Source organism: Paucibacter sp. B51 (assembly GCF_027863535.1).
Taxonomy (GTDB): Bacteria; Pseudomonadota; Gammaproteobacteria; order Burkholderiales; family Burkholderiaceae_C; genus Paucibacter_A; species Paucibacter_A aquatilis.
Genome location: NZ_JAPIVN010000001.1, coordinates 4,791,628 through 4,806,302, shown reverse-complemented (window position 1 = coordinate 4,806,302; position 14,675 = coordinate 4,791,628). Strand labels below are relative to the sequence as shown.

The 14,675-nt window shown below is 66.1% G+C and carries 12 protein-coding genes and 1 tRNA gene; 9 read left to right on the top strand and 4 right to left on the bottom strand.

Features of this window, described 5'->3' with window-relative positions; genetic code table 11:
* Window positions 1-8: 8 nt before the first annotated feature.
* The 3 genes from OOB33_RS20260 (at window position 9) to OOB33_RS20250 (ending at window position 3,172) form a co-directional block, all read left to right on the top strand.
* Window positions 9-1,172 (top strand): ATP phosphoribosyltransferase regulatory subunit, encoded by a 1,164-nt coding sequence (locus OOB33_RS20260; protein WP_271009941.1) that lies wholly within the window; start codon window positions 9-11, stop codon window positions 1,170-1,172.
* Between the two features lie 44 nt (window positions 1,173-1,216).
* The gene (locus OOB33_RS20255) at window positions 1,217-2,554 is read left to right on the top strand and encodes an adenylosuccinate synthase (protein WP_207795919.1); all 1,338 of its coding nucleotides are present in this window, start codon (window positions 1,217-1,219) and stop codon (window positions 2,552-2,554) included.
* 96 nt (window positions 2,555-2,650) lie between these two features.
* On the top strand, window positions 2,651-3,172 hold the full coding sequence (locus tag OOB33_RS20250) for a phosphoribosyltransferase (protein ID WP_102767424.1): 522 nt from the start codon (window positions 2,651-2,653) through the stop codon (window positions 3,170-3,172).
* A 356-nt stretch (window positions 3,173-3,528) separates the two neighbouring features.
* Here the strand turns inward: OOB33_RS20250 and OOB33_RS20245 are convergent.
* A tRNA-Leu gene (locus OOB33_RS20245) sits at window positions 3,529-3,613 on the bottom strand.
* Between the two features lie 85 nt (window positions 3,614-3,698).
* On the opposite strand from OOB33_RS20245, the gene rnr reads away from it, so the two are divergent.
* Window positions 3,699-6,122 carry a ribonuclease R gene (gene rnr, locus OOB33_RS20240; protein WP_271010091.1) on the top strand — a complete coding sequence of 808 codons (2,424 nt, stop codon included), beginning with the start codon at window positions 3,699-3,701 and terminating at the stop codon, window positions 6,120-6,122.
* A gap of 57 nt (window positions 6,123-6,179) precedes the next feature.
* On the opposite strand, the gene OOB33_RS20235 is transcribed toward rnr, so the two are convergent.
* The 3 genes from OOB33_RS20235 to OOB33_RS20225 are packed head-to-tail and all read right to left on the bottom strand — an operon-like array spanning window position 6,180 to window position 10,491.
* A complete protein-coding gene (locus OOB33_RS20235; protein WP_271009940.1) occupies window positions 6,180-7,784 on the bottom strand; it encodes an NAD(P)H-hydrate dehydratase in 1,605 nt (534 codons plus the stop codon).
* Between the two features lie 12 nt (window positions 7,785-7,796).
* Complete coding sequence (locus OOB33_RS20230; protein ID WP_271009939.1) at window positions 7,797-9,107, bottom strand: FAD-dependent oxidoreductase; 1,311 nt, start codon at window positions 9,105-9,107, stop codon at window positions 7,797-7,799.
* 1 nt (window position 9,108) lies between these two features.
* On the bottom strand, window positions 9,109-10,491 hold the full coding sequence (locus tag OOB33_RS20225; RefSeq protein ID WP_271009938.1) for an amidase: 1,383 nt from the start codon (window positions 10,489-10,491) through the stop codon (window positions 9,109-9,111).
* A 209-nt stretch (window positions 10,492-10,700) separates the two neighbouring features.
* On the opposite strand from OOB33_RS20225, the gene rpsB reads away from it, so the two are divergent.
* From rpsB to uppS, 5 genes are all read left to right on the top strand, one after another.
* Entirely contained in the window at window positions 10,701-11,447 is a 747-nt protein-coding gene (gene rpsB / locus OOB33_RS20220; RefSeq protein ID WP_102767420.1) for a 30S ribosomal protein S2, read from the top strand.
* 124 nt (window positions 11,448-11,571) lie between these two features.
* Complete coding sequence (gene tsf / locus OOB33_RS20215; RefSeq protein ID WP_271009937.1) at window positions 11,572-12,468, top strand: translation elongation factor Ts; 897 nt, start codon at window positions 11,572-11,574, stop codon at window positions 12,466-12,468.
* A 160-nt stretch (window positions 12,469-12,628) separates the two neighbouring features.
* Window positions 12,629-13,339: a UMP kinase gene (pyrH, locus tag OOB33_RS20210; RefSeq protein WP_102767418.1), complete on the top strand. Its 711-nt coding sequence runs from the start codon at window positions 12,629-12,631 to the stop codon at window positions 13,337-13,339.
* Between the two features lie 28 nt (window positions 13,340-13,367).
* A complete protein-coding gene (gene frr / locus OOB33_RS20205; RefSeq protein WP_102767417.1) occupies window positions 13,368-13,928 on the top strand; it encodes a ribosome recycling factor in 561 nt (186 codons plus the stop codon).
* 14 nt (window positions 13,929-13,942) lie between these two features.
* Entirely contained in the window at window positions 13,943-14,671 is a 729-nt protein-coding gene (gene uppS, locus OOB33_RS20200; protein WP_102767416.1) for a polyprenyl diphosphate synthase, read from the top strand.
* Window positions 14,672-14,675: the final 4 nt, after the last annotated feature.

Here is a 14,675-nt window from a genome sequence, read left to right as displayed (position 1 = left end):
GAATCCCCATGGCCTCTGCTTGGCTGCTGCCCGAGCATATCGCTGACGTTCTGCCGTCCCAGGCGCGCCGCATCGAAGAGCTGCGCCGCGAGCTTCTGGACATGGCGCGCAGCTACGGTTGCGAGCTGGTGATGCCCCCGCTGCTGGAGCATCTGGACTCGCTGCTCTCCGGAACCGGCCACGCGCTGGACCTGCAAACCTTCAAACTGGTGGATCAGCTCTCGGGTCGAAGCCTCGGCCTGCGCGCGGACACCACGCCCCAGGTGGCTCGCATCGACGCGCACCTGCTGAACCGCGCCGGTGTGACCCGCCTGTGCTACTGCGGCCCGGTGCTGCACACCCGTCCGGCGGGCTTGCATGCGACCCGCGAGCCGCTGCAGTTCGGTATCGAGATCTACGGCCATGCCGGCCTTGAGGCCGATCTGGAAGTGCAGGAGCTGGCCCTCGATGCGGTGCAACGTGCAGGCCTCAAGCACGCCGCCTTGGACATGGGCGATGCCCGTCTGGTGCGTGGTGTGCTGGGTGATCTGCAGCTGTCGGCCTTGCAGCTGGATGCCCTGGTGGGTGCCATGGCCAGCAAGGATGCCGGTTCGTTGCGCGCCTTGTCGGTCGATTTGCCGGCGGCGGTGCAGGCGCATTTGCAAAGTCTGCTGTCGCTGTTCGGAGGTGTCGAGGTGCTGGCGCGCGCGCGCGAGGTCTTGCCTGCGCATCCGCTGATCACGGCCGCGCTTGACGATCTGCAATGGCTGGCTCAGCACCTGCAGCACAGCCATCCGGACATCCGCATCGGCTTTGACTTGGCGGATCTGACGGGCTATGCCTATTACAGCGGCGTGCGCTTCGCGCTCTACGCCGAGGGTTTCAGCGATGCCGTGCTGCGCGGCGGTCGTTACGACGAGGTGGGGGCGGTGTTTGGCCGTCGCCGCCCGGCGGTGGGCTTCAGCCTCGACCTGAAGACGCTCGAGGCCCTGAGCCCGGCCAGCCCCTTGCGGGCGGCGGTCCGGGCGCCCTGGGGCGAGGATGCCGAGTTGCGGGCGGCGGTGCGTCGGCTGCGCGAGGCGGGTGAAACCGTGGTGTGCGTGCTGCCAGGGCATGAACACGAAGGCGACGAATTCGACTGCGACCGCGAGCTGGTCCAGATCGACACTCAGTGGGTGGTGCGCGCGCTCTGAGTCGCGTGTCGCCAGGAATTACTTTTGATCATCGGGTTATCAAGATGAATAGCGAAATCGCTCGTGGCCGCAATGTGGTTGTTGTGGGCACTCAATGGGGTGACGAAGGCAAGGGCAAGGTTGTCGACTGGATGACCGACCACGCCCAGGGCGTGGTGCGTTTCCAGGGCGGCCACAATGCCGGCCACACCTTGGTCATCAAGGGCGTGAAGACCGCGCTGCAGCTGATCCCCTCGGGCATCATGCGCGACGGCGTGGCCTGCTACATCGGCAACGGTGTGGTGGTCGATCCAACCCATTTGCTCGGTGAGATCGAGCGCCTGGAGAAGGCGGGCGTGGAAGTGCGTTCGCGCCTTTTCATCAGCGAGTCCTGCCCGCTGATCCTGCCCTTCCATGTGGAAGTGGACAAGGCTCGCGAAGCCCTGCGTGAAAGCAGCGGCGCCGGCAAGATCGGCACCACCGGCAAGGGCATCGGCCCGGCCTACGAAGACAAGGTCGCCCGCCGTGCCCTGCGTGTGCAAGACCTGAAGCATCCTGATCGTTTTGCCAAGAAGCTGCGCGAGCTGCTGGAGCTGCACAACTTTGCGCTGGCTGGTTATCTGAATGCCAAGGCTCTGGAGTTCCAGCCCATCTTTGATCAGGCCATGAAGATGGCTGAGGTGATCAAGCCCATGATGGCCGATGTGGGCTACATGATCCACAAGGCGCATCTGGCAGGCGCCAACATCCTGTTCGAAGGCGCGCAAGGCACGCTGCTGGACATCGACCACGGCACCTACCCCTATGTCACCTCGAGCAACTGCGTGGCTGGCAATGCCGCTGCAGGCGCTGGCGTGGGCCCGCAGATGCTGCACTACATGCTGGGCATCACCAAGGCCTACACCACCCGCGTCGGCTCGGGCCCGTTCCCGACCGAGCTCGAGTGGGAAAAGGAAGGCACCGTCGGCTACCACCTGTCCACCGTGGGCCAGGAAAAAGGCACCGTGACCGGCCGCGCCCGTCGCTGTGGTTGGTTTGATGCCGCGGCGCTCAAGCGTTCGGTCATCATCAACGGCATCACGGGCCTGTGCATCACCAAGCTCGACGTGCTGGATGGTCTGAGCGAGATCAAGATGTGCGTGGGCTACAAGCTGGCCGACGGCCGCGTGCTCGACATCCTGCCGCTCGATGGCGATGAGATCGTCGGCAGCGAAGCGATTTACGAAACCTTCCCGGGCTGGACCGAGACCACCTTCGGTGCCACCTCCTGGGACGCGTTGCCGCTGAATGCGCGCAATTACCTGCAACGTATCAAGGAAGTCATCGGCGCGCCGATTGATATGGTGTCGACCGGTCCGGACCGCGAGCACACCATCCTGCTGCGTCATCCCTACACGGCCTGAGCCTCGCGCTCGCGCTGCTCTGGCCTCGCTCGCTGCAGGGCCAGTCTTTCTTAGTTTTTTGAGCCTCACCCGCCCACTCCACAGGAGAAACCATCCATGTTGACCGACGACGGCAAGCATCTGTACGTGTCCTGGGACGAATACCACATGCTGACCGAGCGCCTGGCGCTCAAGATCCACGCTTCCGGCTGGGAGTTCGATCAAATCCTGTGCCTGGCCCGTGGTGGCATGCGCCCCGGCGACGTGCTGTCCCGCGTGTTCGACAAGCCGCTGGGCATCATGTCCACCAGCTCCTACCGCGCCGAAGCCGGCACCATCCAGGGCCGCCTGGACATCGCCAAGTACATCACCATGCCCAAGGGCGAGTTGGCCGGCCGCGTGCTGCTGGTCGATGACCTGGCGGATTCCGGCGTGACGCTGAAGGCGGTGGTCGAGCGCTTACGCGGCATGCCGGCGATCAGCGAGCTGCGCTCCGCGGTGATCTGGACCAAGGGTGTGTCCAGCTACACGCCCGACTACTACGTCGAAATGCTGGAAACCAGCCCTTGGATCCATCAGCCCTTCGAAGAGTACGACGACATGCGCCCCGATGCGCTGGCCAAGAAATTCGTTGTCTGAGCCTACGCTGCAGGCCATGCAAAAAGCCGGCGACGCTGACCTGATGCAGGTCGGCGTCGGCCGGCTTTTCTCTTTTTTCTCTACTTTCTTTTTCGCGGCATCCGCACTGTCGGATGCGCGCGTCGCACCTGATCTCGAATTTGAATTGGGTGCGCGCAAGAAAAAAGCCGGTATCTTTCGATACCGGCTTTTCATGGATTTGGTGCCCAGGAGAGGACTCGGTCACATGGCTGCGACCCCGCTTCGCTCCTTTGGGGCGAAGCCTTCTCGTCCTCACGCAAAGTCCGCCGGACTTTGCTTTCTGGGCGCGAGAATGACAAAGGCCGATATCTTGCGATATCGGCCTTTGATGGATTTGGTGCCCAGGAGAGGACTCGAACCTCCACGGAGTTACCCGCTAGTACCTGAAACTAGTGCGTCTACCAATTCCGCCACCTGGGCAAGGTTCAAAGCTGAGCTCGATTCCAAGTATCTTTCGATCGGTATCGAGTAAGCCCTGTCGTTTCAGGAAAGCAAGGATTCTATCATCAAAAACTTTAAGAACTCAAGTACCGCGAATGCGAAAGCAGCCGCGCCTGCCGAAACCCCCGGATTGCTGAGCGAGGTCGAGGGCACGCTGCAAGGCCATCGCGATGGCCACGGTTTCTTGCTGCCCGATGTCGGCACGCAAGACATCTACCTTTCGCAGCAGGAAATGCATGCCGTCATGCACGGCGATCGCCTGCGCGTGCGAATCACGCGTTATGACAAGCGCGGCCGGCCCGAGGGTCGGGTGCTGGAGATCCTCGAGCGCAAGAAGAAGCCCATCATCGGCCGTTTGCTGCTTGAGTCCGGCATCTGGCTGGTGGCGCCCGAGGACAAGCGCATGGGGCAGGACATCCTGATTCCCAAGGCCGGCATTGCCAATGCCGTGGCGGGTCAGGTGGTGGCGGTCGAGTTGATCGAGCCGCCTTCGCTTTATGCCCAGCCGGTGGGTCGTGTCGTTGAAGTGCTGGGTGAGATTGACGATCCCGGCATGGAGATCGAGATCGCCGTCCGCAAGTACGACGTGCCGCACCGCTTCAGCGCCGCCACGCTGGCGCAGGCAGCCAAGCTGCCCGAGAAGCTGCGCGCCGTCGATCTCAAAGGCCGCATCGACCTGCGCGATGTCGCCCTGGTCACCATCGACGGCGAAGACGCGCGCGATTTCGACGATGCCGTCTACTGCGAGCCGCACAAGCAGGGGCGAGGCAAGACGGCCTTCAGCGGCTGGCGTCTGTTGGTGGCCATTGCCGACGTCAGCCATTACGTGAAACCCGGCGACCCGCTCGATGGCGACGCTTACGAGCGTGCCACCTCGGTCTACTTCCCGCGCCGCGTGATCCCCATGCTGCCGGAGAAGCTGTCCAACGGCCTGTGCTCCTTGAACCCCTACGAAGACCGCCTGTCCATGGTTTGCGACATGCTGGTCAACGAAAGTGGCGAAGTCTCGGCCTACCAGTTCTACCCGGCCGTGATCCGCTCCCATGCGCGCTTCACTTACAACGAGGTGGCGGCGATTCTTGGCAACACCCATGGCCCCGAGGCTGCCAAGCGCCGCGATCTGGTGCCGCATCTGCTGAACCTGCACGAGGTCTACCGCGCCTTGCTGGGCGAGCGCCACCGCCGCGGTGCCATCGATTTCGACACGGTGGAAACGCAGATCGTCTGCGACGACAACGGCCGCATCGAGAAAATCATCCCGCGCACCCGCAATGAGGCGCACAAGCTGATCGAGGAGGCCATGCTGGCCGCCAATGTTTGCGCGGCCGATTTCATCGAGCATTCCAAGCACGGCTCACTGTTCCGCGTGCACGAGGGTCCCACGCCGGAGAAGCGTGTCGCGCTGCAGGCCTATCTGCGCGCCCTGGGCCTGGGCCTTTCCATCGGCGACAACCCCAAGCCCAGCGAGTACCAGGCCATTGCCGCGGCCACCAAGGACCGGGTCGATGCGACCCAGATCCACGCCATGCTGCTGCGCTCCATGCAGCAGGCGCAGTACACGGCCGCGAACGCCGGGCACTTCGGCCTCAGCTACCAGGCCTACACCCACTTCACCAGCCCGATCCGACGCTACCCCGACTTGCTGGTGCATCGCGTCATCAAGGCCATCCTGTCGGACAAGAAGTACCAGCTCGACGCCGGCAAGATGGATGTGCCCATGCCCGCCAAGCGCCCGGGTCGCGCGGCGCCCATCGATCCGGCCAAGGCCGCGACCGAGCTGGAACGCTGGGAGGTGGTGGGCGCGCATTGCAGCGCCAACGAGCGCCGCGCCGACGAGGCCTCGCGCGATGTCGAGGCCTGGCTCAAGTGCCGCTATATGCGCGAGCACCTGGGCGAGGAGTTTGCCGGCACCGTCAGCGCGGTCACCAGCTTTGGCCTGTTCGTGCAGCTCGACGCCTTGTTCGTCGAGGGCCTGATCCACATCACCGAGCTCGGTGGCGAGTACTTCAAGTTCGACGAGGTGCGCCAGGAGCTGCGTGGCGAACGCACCGGCATCCGTTACGCGACCGGTGCCAAGGTGCAGGTGCAGGTTGGCCGCGTTGATCTCGATGCGCGCAAGATTGATTTCCGGCTGGTGCAGGAGAGCGGCGAGGCCAAGCTGCTGGCCCGTGCGGCTCGCGACAAGGCTGGGCAGGGTGCGCGCGCCGCGGCCCTGGCCTTGCCGGTCACTGCCGAAGAAGAACTGGAGCAATTGCTGAGCCGCGACCGGGAAGTCAAGGCCGTGGCCAAGGCGGCACGTCGCGGCACGGCGGGCCGCAGCCGCAGCGGCGGTGCCAGCAGCCCCGCGGCGCAAGCGCCGCACCCCGTGGAGTTGGCGCGTCAGGTGGCACGCAAGAACCAGGCGTCCAAGGCCAGCAAGTCAGGCAAATCGGCCAAGGCCGGCAAGTCTGCGGCCGCGTCCGCCAAGACGGGTGGCAAGCGACGCTAAGGCTACGGCCTGAGTTGCGGCCTGAGTGCGGGTTCTGACCCGGGCTCAGACCCGGGCTCAGGCCTGCGCTTGCGCATGGAGCGCATGCATGCGCTCCACCAGATCGGCGGCTCGCAAGGGGCCGCCGATTTGCGTTTCAGCCGCCAGGCCATGCCAGTGGCAGGCGGCGCCGGCCACGCTTGCGGGTTGCAGCGAGGGCGTTTGCGCCCACAGGCCGCCCAGCCATCCGGCCAGCACATCGCCGCTGCCCGGTGTGGCGAGGGCCGCATTGCCGCTGGAGTTGATGGCGATTTGCGGTGTGAGGGGCGTGAGGTGTGAGAGGGGTGTGTGGTCCTGGCTCGGTGATGCGATCACGCTGCCGGAGCCTTTCAGCAGCACCGTGCAGTGCAGCTGATCTGCCAGCTTGCGCGCGCTCTGGAGCCGGTCCGCTTGCACCTCGGTCACCGTGCAGCCCAGCAGGCGCGCGGCCTCCAGCGGGTGGGGTGTCAGCACCGTCGCCAGGCCCAGGCCCATGCGAGCCGAGAGCAGGGCGCGCAGGCGGGGCTCGCGGGCCACGGCATTGAGTCCATCGGCATCGAGCACCAGGCGCTCGGCATGGCCCAGCACCTCGGCGAGCACGCCGCCGACGGCTTCGCCGCCGCCGCAACCGCAGACCACGGTGCGCCCAGGCCAGGTGCCTCCCTTGCCATCGGATAACGGGGAATTCCAGCGCATCAGCTCGGGGCGCTGCGGGTCCACGTCGGCGTCGGCTGCTGAGTCCAGCAGCCAGGCGTAGATCCGGCCGGCGCCTGCCGCCAAGGCGGCGCGGGCGGCCAGGCGTGCGGCGCCGCGCATGCCCGGCGCACCGCCGATCACGAGCACATCCCCTTGGCTGCCCTTGTGCTGCAGGTGCCGAGCGCCGCCCTGACCGCGCAGCCAGGGCTGAAGGCTGTCGCGCGCGATCAGCTGGGCCAGCGCGGCGCTGCCGCCGAGGTCCACGCCCAGATCGTCAAACCAGATCCGGCCGCACAAAGCGCGGCCCTGGCCGGTGAACAGGCCGGGCTTCAAGGTCAGCAGGCTCAGGCAATGCTGGGCTTGTACAGCAGTGGCAGGGCTGGTGGAGTCGCCCGGGGCGGGCATGCCGGTGTCGGCCATCAGTCCGCTGGGTAGGTCCACCGCCAGCAGGGCACAGCCGGACCCGCGAGCGGGCAGGGCGTTCAAGCCGCGGATCGCCTCGGCCAGCGCTCCGCTGGGTGCGCGCTGCAGACCCAGCCCCAGCAAGGCGTCGACGGCCAGGCTGCAGCGCTCCGGCGCCTGCCAGCCGACCTGGATGGGCACGCCGGCGGCTTGGGCGGCTTTCAGGGCTGCTTGCGCATCGGCAGGCCGCTGGCTGCCGGCGCGGCTGGCGTCCATCAGCTGAACCTGAACAGGCAGGCCGTGCTGATGCAGCAGGCGCGCGGCCACCAGGCCGTCGCCGCCGTTGTTGCCGGGCCCGCAGGCGAACAGCACCGGCCCCTCGCCGCGCCGCGGCAAGGCCAGGATCAGGCGCGCCAGCGCCAGGCCGGCCCGCTCCATCAAGGGTGGCGAGGGCGAATGGGCCAGGGCTGCGGCCTCGATGGCGCGGCTTTGTGCCGCGCTGTGCAGGGGCAGCGCGTGGGCGGGGTGTTGGAGGTCGAGCAGCACGGCCCCAGCTTGTCAGGCGGAGCGCGTGATGTCCAGCCCGCGGATATCGGGCGGCTCGCTGCCGTGCATGTCACTGGCTGTTTTGCCGCTGATTTGATGCGCCAGCACGGCGGCCGCACCGCAGGCCAGGGTCCAGCCTGAATGCGCGAGCGATTGCTGGCCTAGATTGAGCCAGATGCCGGGCTGCCCGCTGGCGCCCAGCACCGGCAGGCCGTCATCAAGAACCAGATGACTGCCTTGCCACTTCTGCACCTGGCCGGCCTGCATGGCGCCAGGGAACCAGTCGTTCAGGGTCTCATGCAAGGGCGCCAGGGTGCTGGCCTTCAATTCAAGCGCATGTGGCCGGGGCAGGCTGGACACGCGCACGCGCTGACCGATGCGGGCGATGCCGATCTGGCGCTGCCAGTCCAGCAGGCCGGCCGCCGGGCCCAGATGCGGGTGGGCCTCCAGCACGCGCAGTGGTGCGGTGATCGACAGGGTGTGCAGCTCGCGCCAGCGAGGCTTCAATCCCAGGGCCTTGAGCAGCGGCGCTGCACCGGTGCCGGCGCAGACCAGCACCGCGTCGAAGCGCTCTTCCTGCGGGCCCAGCGGCGCGGGCTGGGTGTCGCCGGCCTCCTGGGGCTCGTTGCGGCGCGGGCTGCTGCCCAGTTGCTCGTCGGTCGGGGTGTATTCGTGCACCAGGCGGGTGGGCGCGCCCGCTTCCAGGCTGCGCACCGTCGTGTGGAAGCGAAAGCGCGCACCCAGGCGCTGCGCTTCGCTGCGCAGCAGGTGGCAGAACTGGCGCGTGTTGCCCACCTCGCCCACGCCCAGTTGCACGCCGCCATGCAGGGCGATCTCGGGGTTGAGGCCGGGCTCCAGGGCCAGGCATTGCGCGGCATCGAGCAGGCGGTGCGGCAGCTCCAGGCGCTGCAGGCGTTCCAGGCCGGCCTGGATGGCCTTCTGATCCTTGTCCTGGCGCAGCAGCACGAGCTGGCCCTCGGCGCGCTCGTGATCCAGCTGCAGATGGCGGCGCAGTGCTTGCAGGCGCTCGAAGCTGAAGCGGGCGAGTTGCAGCAGGCGGTCTTGCGCCTCTTGCGTGGCCGGCTTGCGCTGTTGGCGCCAGCGCTGCCATTGCCAGCCCAGCGGGCCAGCGCCGGGGCGCGGGAAGGCGGGGGCCAGCCAGGGCAGCATCAGGGCCGGCGCGATATGGCCGCCGGTGGCAAAGCTGCCTTCTGCGGCCACGCTGCCGCGGCGCTCGAAGACGGTGACCTGGTGGCCGGCCGCGGCCAGCTCGTAGGCACTGCAGACGCCGGCCACGCCGGCGCCGATGATGGCGATGCGCATCTCAGTGCTCCTCGCCGGAGGTGTGCGCGCGCAGGGCCTGCTCGATGTGCAGGCTCAGGCTCAGGACCTGCTCGTCCTGCAGGGCTGGTGCCCACACCATCAGGCCGACCGGCAACTGGCCCGCCGCATGGCAGGGCAGGGACAGGGCACAGCCATCGAGCAGATTGACCACCGAGGGGTTGCGCAGCAGCAGGGCGTTGGTGGTGAAGAAGGCCTCGTCGCTCAGCAGCAAGGGTTGCAGCAGGGGGGCGACCACCGGCACGGTGGGGCTGAGCACGGCATCGAAGCCTTGCAGCTGCGATTCCATCGCCGCGATCCAGCGGCGGCGGGCGTGGATCAGGTCGATGTAGTCGGCGGCGCTGATGGCCTCGCCGCGGCGGATGCGTGTGGCGACACGGGGGTCGTAGGCGCTGTCGCCGTGGGCGTTCATCAGGGGGCGGTGCCAGGCCCAGCTTTCGGCCGCGGCAAAGCCACCTTGGGCTTGCAGCTGGGGCAGGTCCTGCAAGGCGGGCAGCTGGATCTCTTCGATCTGCGCGCCTTGTTGGCGCAGCAGGCGCAGGCTCGCTTCGAAAGCGGTGCTGACCGCGTCGTCCATGCCGTCGAGGAAATGGTTCTTCACCACGGCAAAGCGGCAGGCGTTCAGCGGCCGTGCTTGCAGGTGCACGGTGCGCGCGGCCAGCACCTCATGCAGCAGCACGGCGTCGCGCACCGAGCGGGTGATGGCGCAGGCGGTGTCGAGTGTTGTGGACAGGGGGATGCAGCCTTCGGTCGGCGTCAGCCGGGCGGTGTTCTTGAAGCCGACCAGGCCTTGCAGGGCGGCCGGGATGCGGATCGAGCCACCGGTGTCCGAGCCCAGGGCGGCCCAGGCGGCGCCGGTGGCCACCGAAACCGCGCCGCCGGAGGTGGAGCCTCCGGGGATGCGCTCGTGGCGATCGAGGGCTTGGGTGACGGGGTTGGCGGGCGTGCCTTGGTGCGGGTTGATACCCACACCGGAGAAGGCGAACTCGCTCATGGTGTTGCGGCCCAGCAGGGCGGCGCCGGCCTGGCGCAGGCGGGCCACCGCGGGGCTGTCGCTGCTTGCGGGCGGATGGCCCTGCAGCAGGCGCGAACCGGCGCTGCTGGTGGCGCCGGCCACATCGAACAAGTCCTTGATGCCGATGGCCAGGCCGCCCAGCCGAGGGCGGGGGGCGCCGGCGCGGGCCGCGGCATCGCAGGCCTCGGCGGCGGCTTGCGCGGCGGGCGCCATGCGATCGAGGGAGTCGTCGATGTAGGCGTGACGGCAGGCGTCGGAATGGGCGGCGTGCTGGCTGGACTGCAGGGCATCCAGAGCGTGAAGGCGGCCTTCATGCAGGGCAGCCAAGGCACTGCTCAGGTCGTTGGGCATAGGTCGTGTATACTCTTTGGGTTTTGCCGGACGCCCTAGGCAATTTTTGCCCGGGGTTTGTGCTGGTGAATCAATCGCAAACCGGCCACTGAGAGGTGTTGCTGCTGCAAGTTGTTGCAAGAGGCCAGGCCCCGTTTGGATATGGGGCAGAGGTCACGAAGCAGAGCAATTCGGGCCGGATTTTAGACACAACCTTCGGAGTTAAAAACATGTCCGTTACGATGCGCGAAATGCTGGAAGCCGGCGTCCACTTTGGTCACCAAACCCGCTTCTGGCACCCCAAGATGGCCCCGTATATCTACGGCCACCGCAACAAGATTCACATCATCAACCTCGAAAAGACGCTGCCTGCGTTTGAAGAGGCTCTGAAGTTCATTCGCCAGCTGTCGGCCAAGCGCGGCACCATCATGATGATTGGCACCAAGCGCCAAGCCCGTGAAGTGGTGGCCCTGGAAGCCCAGCGCGCTGGCGTGCCTTACGTCGACCAACGCTGGTTGGGCGGCATGATGACCAACTTCAAGACGGTCAAGGCCTCGCTGAAGAACCTGAAGGACATGCAAGCCCAGGTCGAAGCCGGCACCCAGCCCGCCATCAAGAAGGAAGCCCTGCTGTTCCAACGCGATCTGGCCAAGCTGGAAAAGAACATCGGCGGCATCCAGGACATGAACGGTCTGCCCGACGCCATCTTCGTGATCGACGTGGGCTTCCACAAGATCGCCGTGGCCGAAGCCAAGAAGCTGGGCATCCCCGTGATCGGCGTGGTTGACACCAACCACTCGCCCGAAGGCATCGACTACGTCATCCCCGGCAACGACGACTCCGCCAAGGCTGTGGCGCTGTACGCTCGCGCCGTCGCTGACGCCGTGATCGAAGGCCGTGCCAACGCCGGCAACGAAGTCGTGCAAGCCGCTGCCCCGGCTGGCGACGAGTTCGTGGAAGTCGCCGAAGGCGCTTGAGTTTCAAGCGGCCAGGCTGACGCCGAATCAAGGGGCTGTGTTCAGCCCCTTTTTTTCAAAGCAAATTGGTTGAAGTGTCTGCCCGCGTGAAACCGGGCAGGTTCATTGAGTAACGGAGAAACAAATGGCTGCAATTACCGCAAGCATGGTCGCTGAGCTGCGCGCCCGCACCGATGCCCCGATGATGGAATGCAAGAAGGCGCTGACCGAAGCCGAAGGCGATCTGGGTCGTGCCGAAGAAATCCTGCGCGTCAAGCTGGGCAACAAGGCGGGCAAGGCCGCTTCGCGCGTGACCGCTGAAGGCGTGGTCGCCTCGGCCGTGGTCGGCGGCGTGGGCGCCCTGCTGGAAGTGAACTGCGAAACCGACTTCGTGTCTAAGAACGATGCCTTCCTGGCCTTCGTGAACGCGGTCGCTGGCCTGGTCGCCACCGAAGGCCCGGCCGATGTGGCCGCCCTGTCGGCGCTGCCGCTGTCGCAAGAAGGCTTCGGCCCGACCGTGGAAGACGTGCGCAAGGGTCTGATCGGCAAGATCGGCGAGAACATGTCGATCCGCCGCTTCCAGCGCTATGCATCGGGCACCAAGCTGGCTTCCTACCTGCACGGAACCCGCATCGGCGTGATGGTCGAGTTCGACGGCGACGAAGTGGCCGCCAAGGACGTCGCCATGCACGTGGCTGCCATGAAGCCGGCTGCCCTGTCGGCTGCCGAAGTGTCGGCTGAGCTGGTCGAGAAGGAGCGCAAGATCGCTGCCGAGAAGGCTGCCGAGTCCGGCAAGCCGGCCGACATCGTCGCCAAGATGGTGGACGGCGCCGTGCAGAAGTTCCTGAAGGAAGTCTCGCTGCTGGACCAAGTCTTCGTGAAGGCCGCTGACGGCAAGCAAACCGTCGCCGCCATGCTGAAGGACAAGGCCACCACGGTGAAGAGCTTCACCCTGTACGTGGTGGGCGAAGGCATCGAGAAGAAGGTGGACGACTTCGCCGCCGAAGTGGCCGCGCAAGTGGCCGCCGCCAAGGGCCAGTAAGCCCTGAAGCAAACAAAGGGCGCCTCTGGCGCCCTTTACACTTGTGCCCGTTGAAGTCGGCGGCCCCATTCTTGGGCTGCATGGCTGCCTACCCGGCGGTCTGCAGACGCGGCACAAGCCCGACATCCCATTCAGCAACAGCAGCCATCAAGAGGTCCTCATGCCCGCGCTCAAACGCATCCTGCTCAAACTTTCCGGTGAAGCCCTGATGGGCGACGACGCTTTCGGCATCAACCGCGCGACCATCGTGCGCATGGTGCAGGAGATCCGCGAGGTCACCGAGCTCGGCGTGGAGGTGGCGGTGGTCATCGGTGGCGGCAATATCTTCCGCGGTGTCGCGGGCGGCTCGGTCGGCATGGACCGCGCCACGGCCGATTACATGGGCATGCTGGCCACGGTGATGAACTCCCTGGCCCTGGCCGACACCATGCGCCAGGAAGGCATCGTCGCTCGCGTGATGTCGGCCATCGGCATCGAGCAGGTGGTGGAGCCTTATGTGCGCCCCAAGGCCCTGCAGTATCTGGAAGAAGGCAAGGTCGTGGTGTTCGCGGCCGGCACGGGCAACCCCTTCTTCACCACCGACACGGCCGCCGCGCTGCGTGGTGCCGAGATTGGCGCTGAGATCGTGCTCAAGGCCACCAAGGTCGATGGTGTCTACACCGCCGATCCCAAGAAGGACCCGAGTGCGACCCGCTACTCGCGCATCAGCTTTGACGAGGCCATCACCAAGAATCTGCAGGTGCTGGACGCCACCGCTTTCGCGCTGTGCCGCGACCAGAAGCTGCCGATCCGCGTGTTCAGCATCCTCAAGGCCGGCGCGCTCAAGCGCGTGGTGATGGGCGAAGACGAAGGCACGCTGGTGCACGTTTGAGAAACAAAGGTTTTCAAGGTCAAGAATCATGAGCATTGCAGACATCAAGCAGAACGCTGAAGCCAAGATGGCCAAGTCGGTCGAGGCGCTGAAGAACGAGTTGCACAAGATCCGCACCGGCCGCGCCCACCCCGGCATCCTCGATCAGGTCAGTGTCGACTACTACGGCTCCATGGTGCCCGTCACCCAGGTGGCCAATGTGACCTTGCTCGATGCCCGCACCATCAGCGTGCAGCCCTGGGAAAAAGGCATGGGTGCCAAGATCGAGAAGGCGATTCGTGAGTCCGATCTGGGCCTGAACCCGGCTTCGCAAGGCGAGCTGATCCGCGTGCCGATGCCGCCGCTCAACGAAGAGCGCCGCCGCGACCTGACCAAGGTGGTGCGCAACGAAGGCGAAGACGCCAAGATCGCCGTGCGCAATCTGCGCCGCGATGCCAATGAGCAAGCCAAGAAGCTGACCAAGGACAAGCTGATCAGCGAAGACGACGAGCGCCGCAGCCTGGACGATGTGCAGAAGCTGACCGATCGCACCATCGCCGAGATCGACAAGCTGGTCGCGGCCAAAGAAGCCGAAATCCTGGCGGTCTGAGCGAGCTCGCGACAGTGACGACCGAGAAGAAGGCGGTGCCCCGCCATGTGGCCATCGTGATGGATGGCAACGGCCGCTGGGCGAAGAAGCGCTTTCTGCCGCGCTTCTTCGGCCACAAGCAGGGCGTCGATGCCCTGGTCAAGATCGTGCAGGCCTGCATCGATCGCGAGATCGAGTACCTGACGGTGTTTGCCTTCTCCTCGGAGAACTGGAAGCGCCCCAGCGATGAAGTCTCGGGCCTGATGGGTCTGGTGCTGGCAGCCGTGTCGCGCTACCTGGCGCGCATGGGGGCCATGGGGGTGCGCATCCGCATCGTCGGTGACCGCGAGGCAGTGTCTGACAAGCTGCGCAATGCCTGGAACGAGGCCGAGAGCAGCACGGCGCACAACAGCAAGCTGACCCTGTCCGTGGCCTTCAACTACGGCGGCCGCTGGGATGTGGTGCAGGCCTGCAAGGCAGCGATGCAGGCGGGCGTGCCGCCGGCCGAGCTGACCGAAGCGCGCCTGTCCGAGTTCATGGCCATGAACTACGCGCCCGACCCCGACCTCTTCATCCGCACCGGCGGTGAAGTGCGCATCAGCAATTTCCTGCTCTGGCAGGTCGCGTACACCGAGTTTGTGTTCTCCGACTGCCTGTGGCCCGAGTTCGGTGAGGCGCAGCTGGACGCGGCCATCGAGTCTTTCCGTGAACGCGACCGCCGCTTTGGCGGCGTCAAAGAGGCGCCGGCACTGGCTGGCGTTTGAACCC

Excerpts from the sequence above, each read along its gene's own strand:
- OOB33_RS20260 (WP_271009941.1), top strand. The coding sequence starts at position 9 with ATGGCCTCTGCTTGGCTGCTGCCCGAGCATATCGCTGACGTTCTGCCG.
- OOB33_RS20255 (WP_207795919.1), top strand. The coding sequence starts at position 1,217 with ATGAATAGCGAAATCGCTCGTGGCCGCAATGTGGTTGTTGTGGGCACT.
- OOB33_RS20250 (WP_102767424.1), top strand. The coding sequence starts at position 2,651 with ATGTTGACCGACGACGGCAAGCATCTGTACGTGTCCTGGGACGAATAC.
- OOB33_RS20230 (WP_271009939.1), bottom strand. The coding sequence starts at position 9,107 with ATGCGCATCGCCATCATCGGCGCCGGCGTGGCCGGCGTCTGCAGTGCC.
- OOB33_RS20225 (WP_271009938.1), bottom strand. The coding sequence starts at position 10,491 with ATGCCCAACGACCTGAGCAGTGCCTTGGCTGCCCTGCATGAAGGCCGC.
- rpsB (WP_102767420.1), top strand. The coding sequence starts at position 10,701 with ATGTCCGTTACGATGCGCGAAATGCTGGAAGCCGGCGTCCACTTTGGT.
- tsf (WP_271009937.1), top strand. The coding sequence starts at position 11,572 with ATGGCTGCAATTACCGCAAGCATGGTCGCTGAGCTGCGCGCCCGCACC.
- pyrH (WP_102767418.1), top strand. The coding sequence starts at position 12,629 with ATGCCCGCGCTCAAACGCATCCTGCTCAAACTTTCCGGTGAAGCCCTG.
- frr (WP_102767417.1), top strand. The coding sequence starts at position 13,368 with ATGAGCATTGCAGACATCAAGCAGAACGCTGAAGCCAAGATGGCCAAG.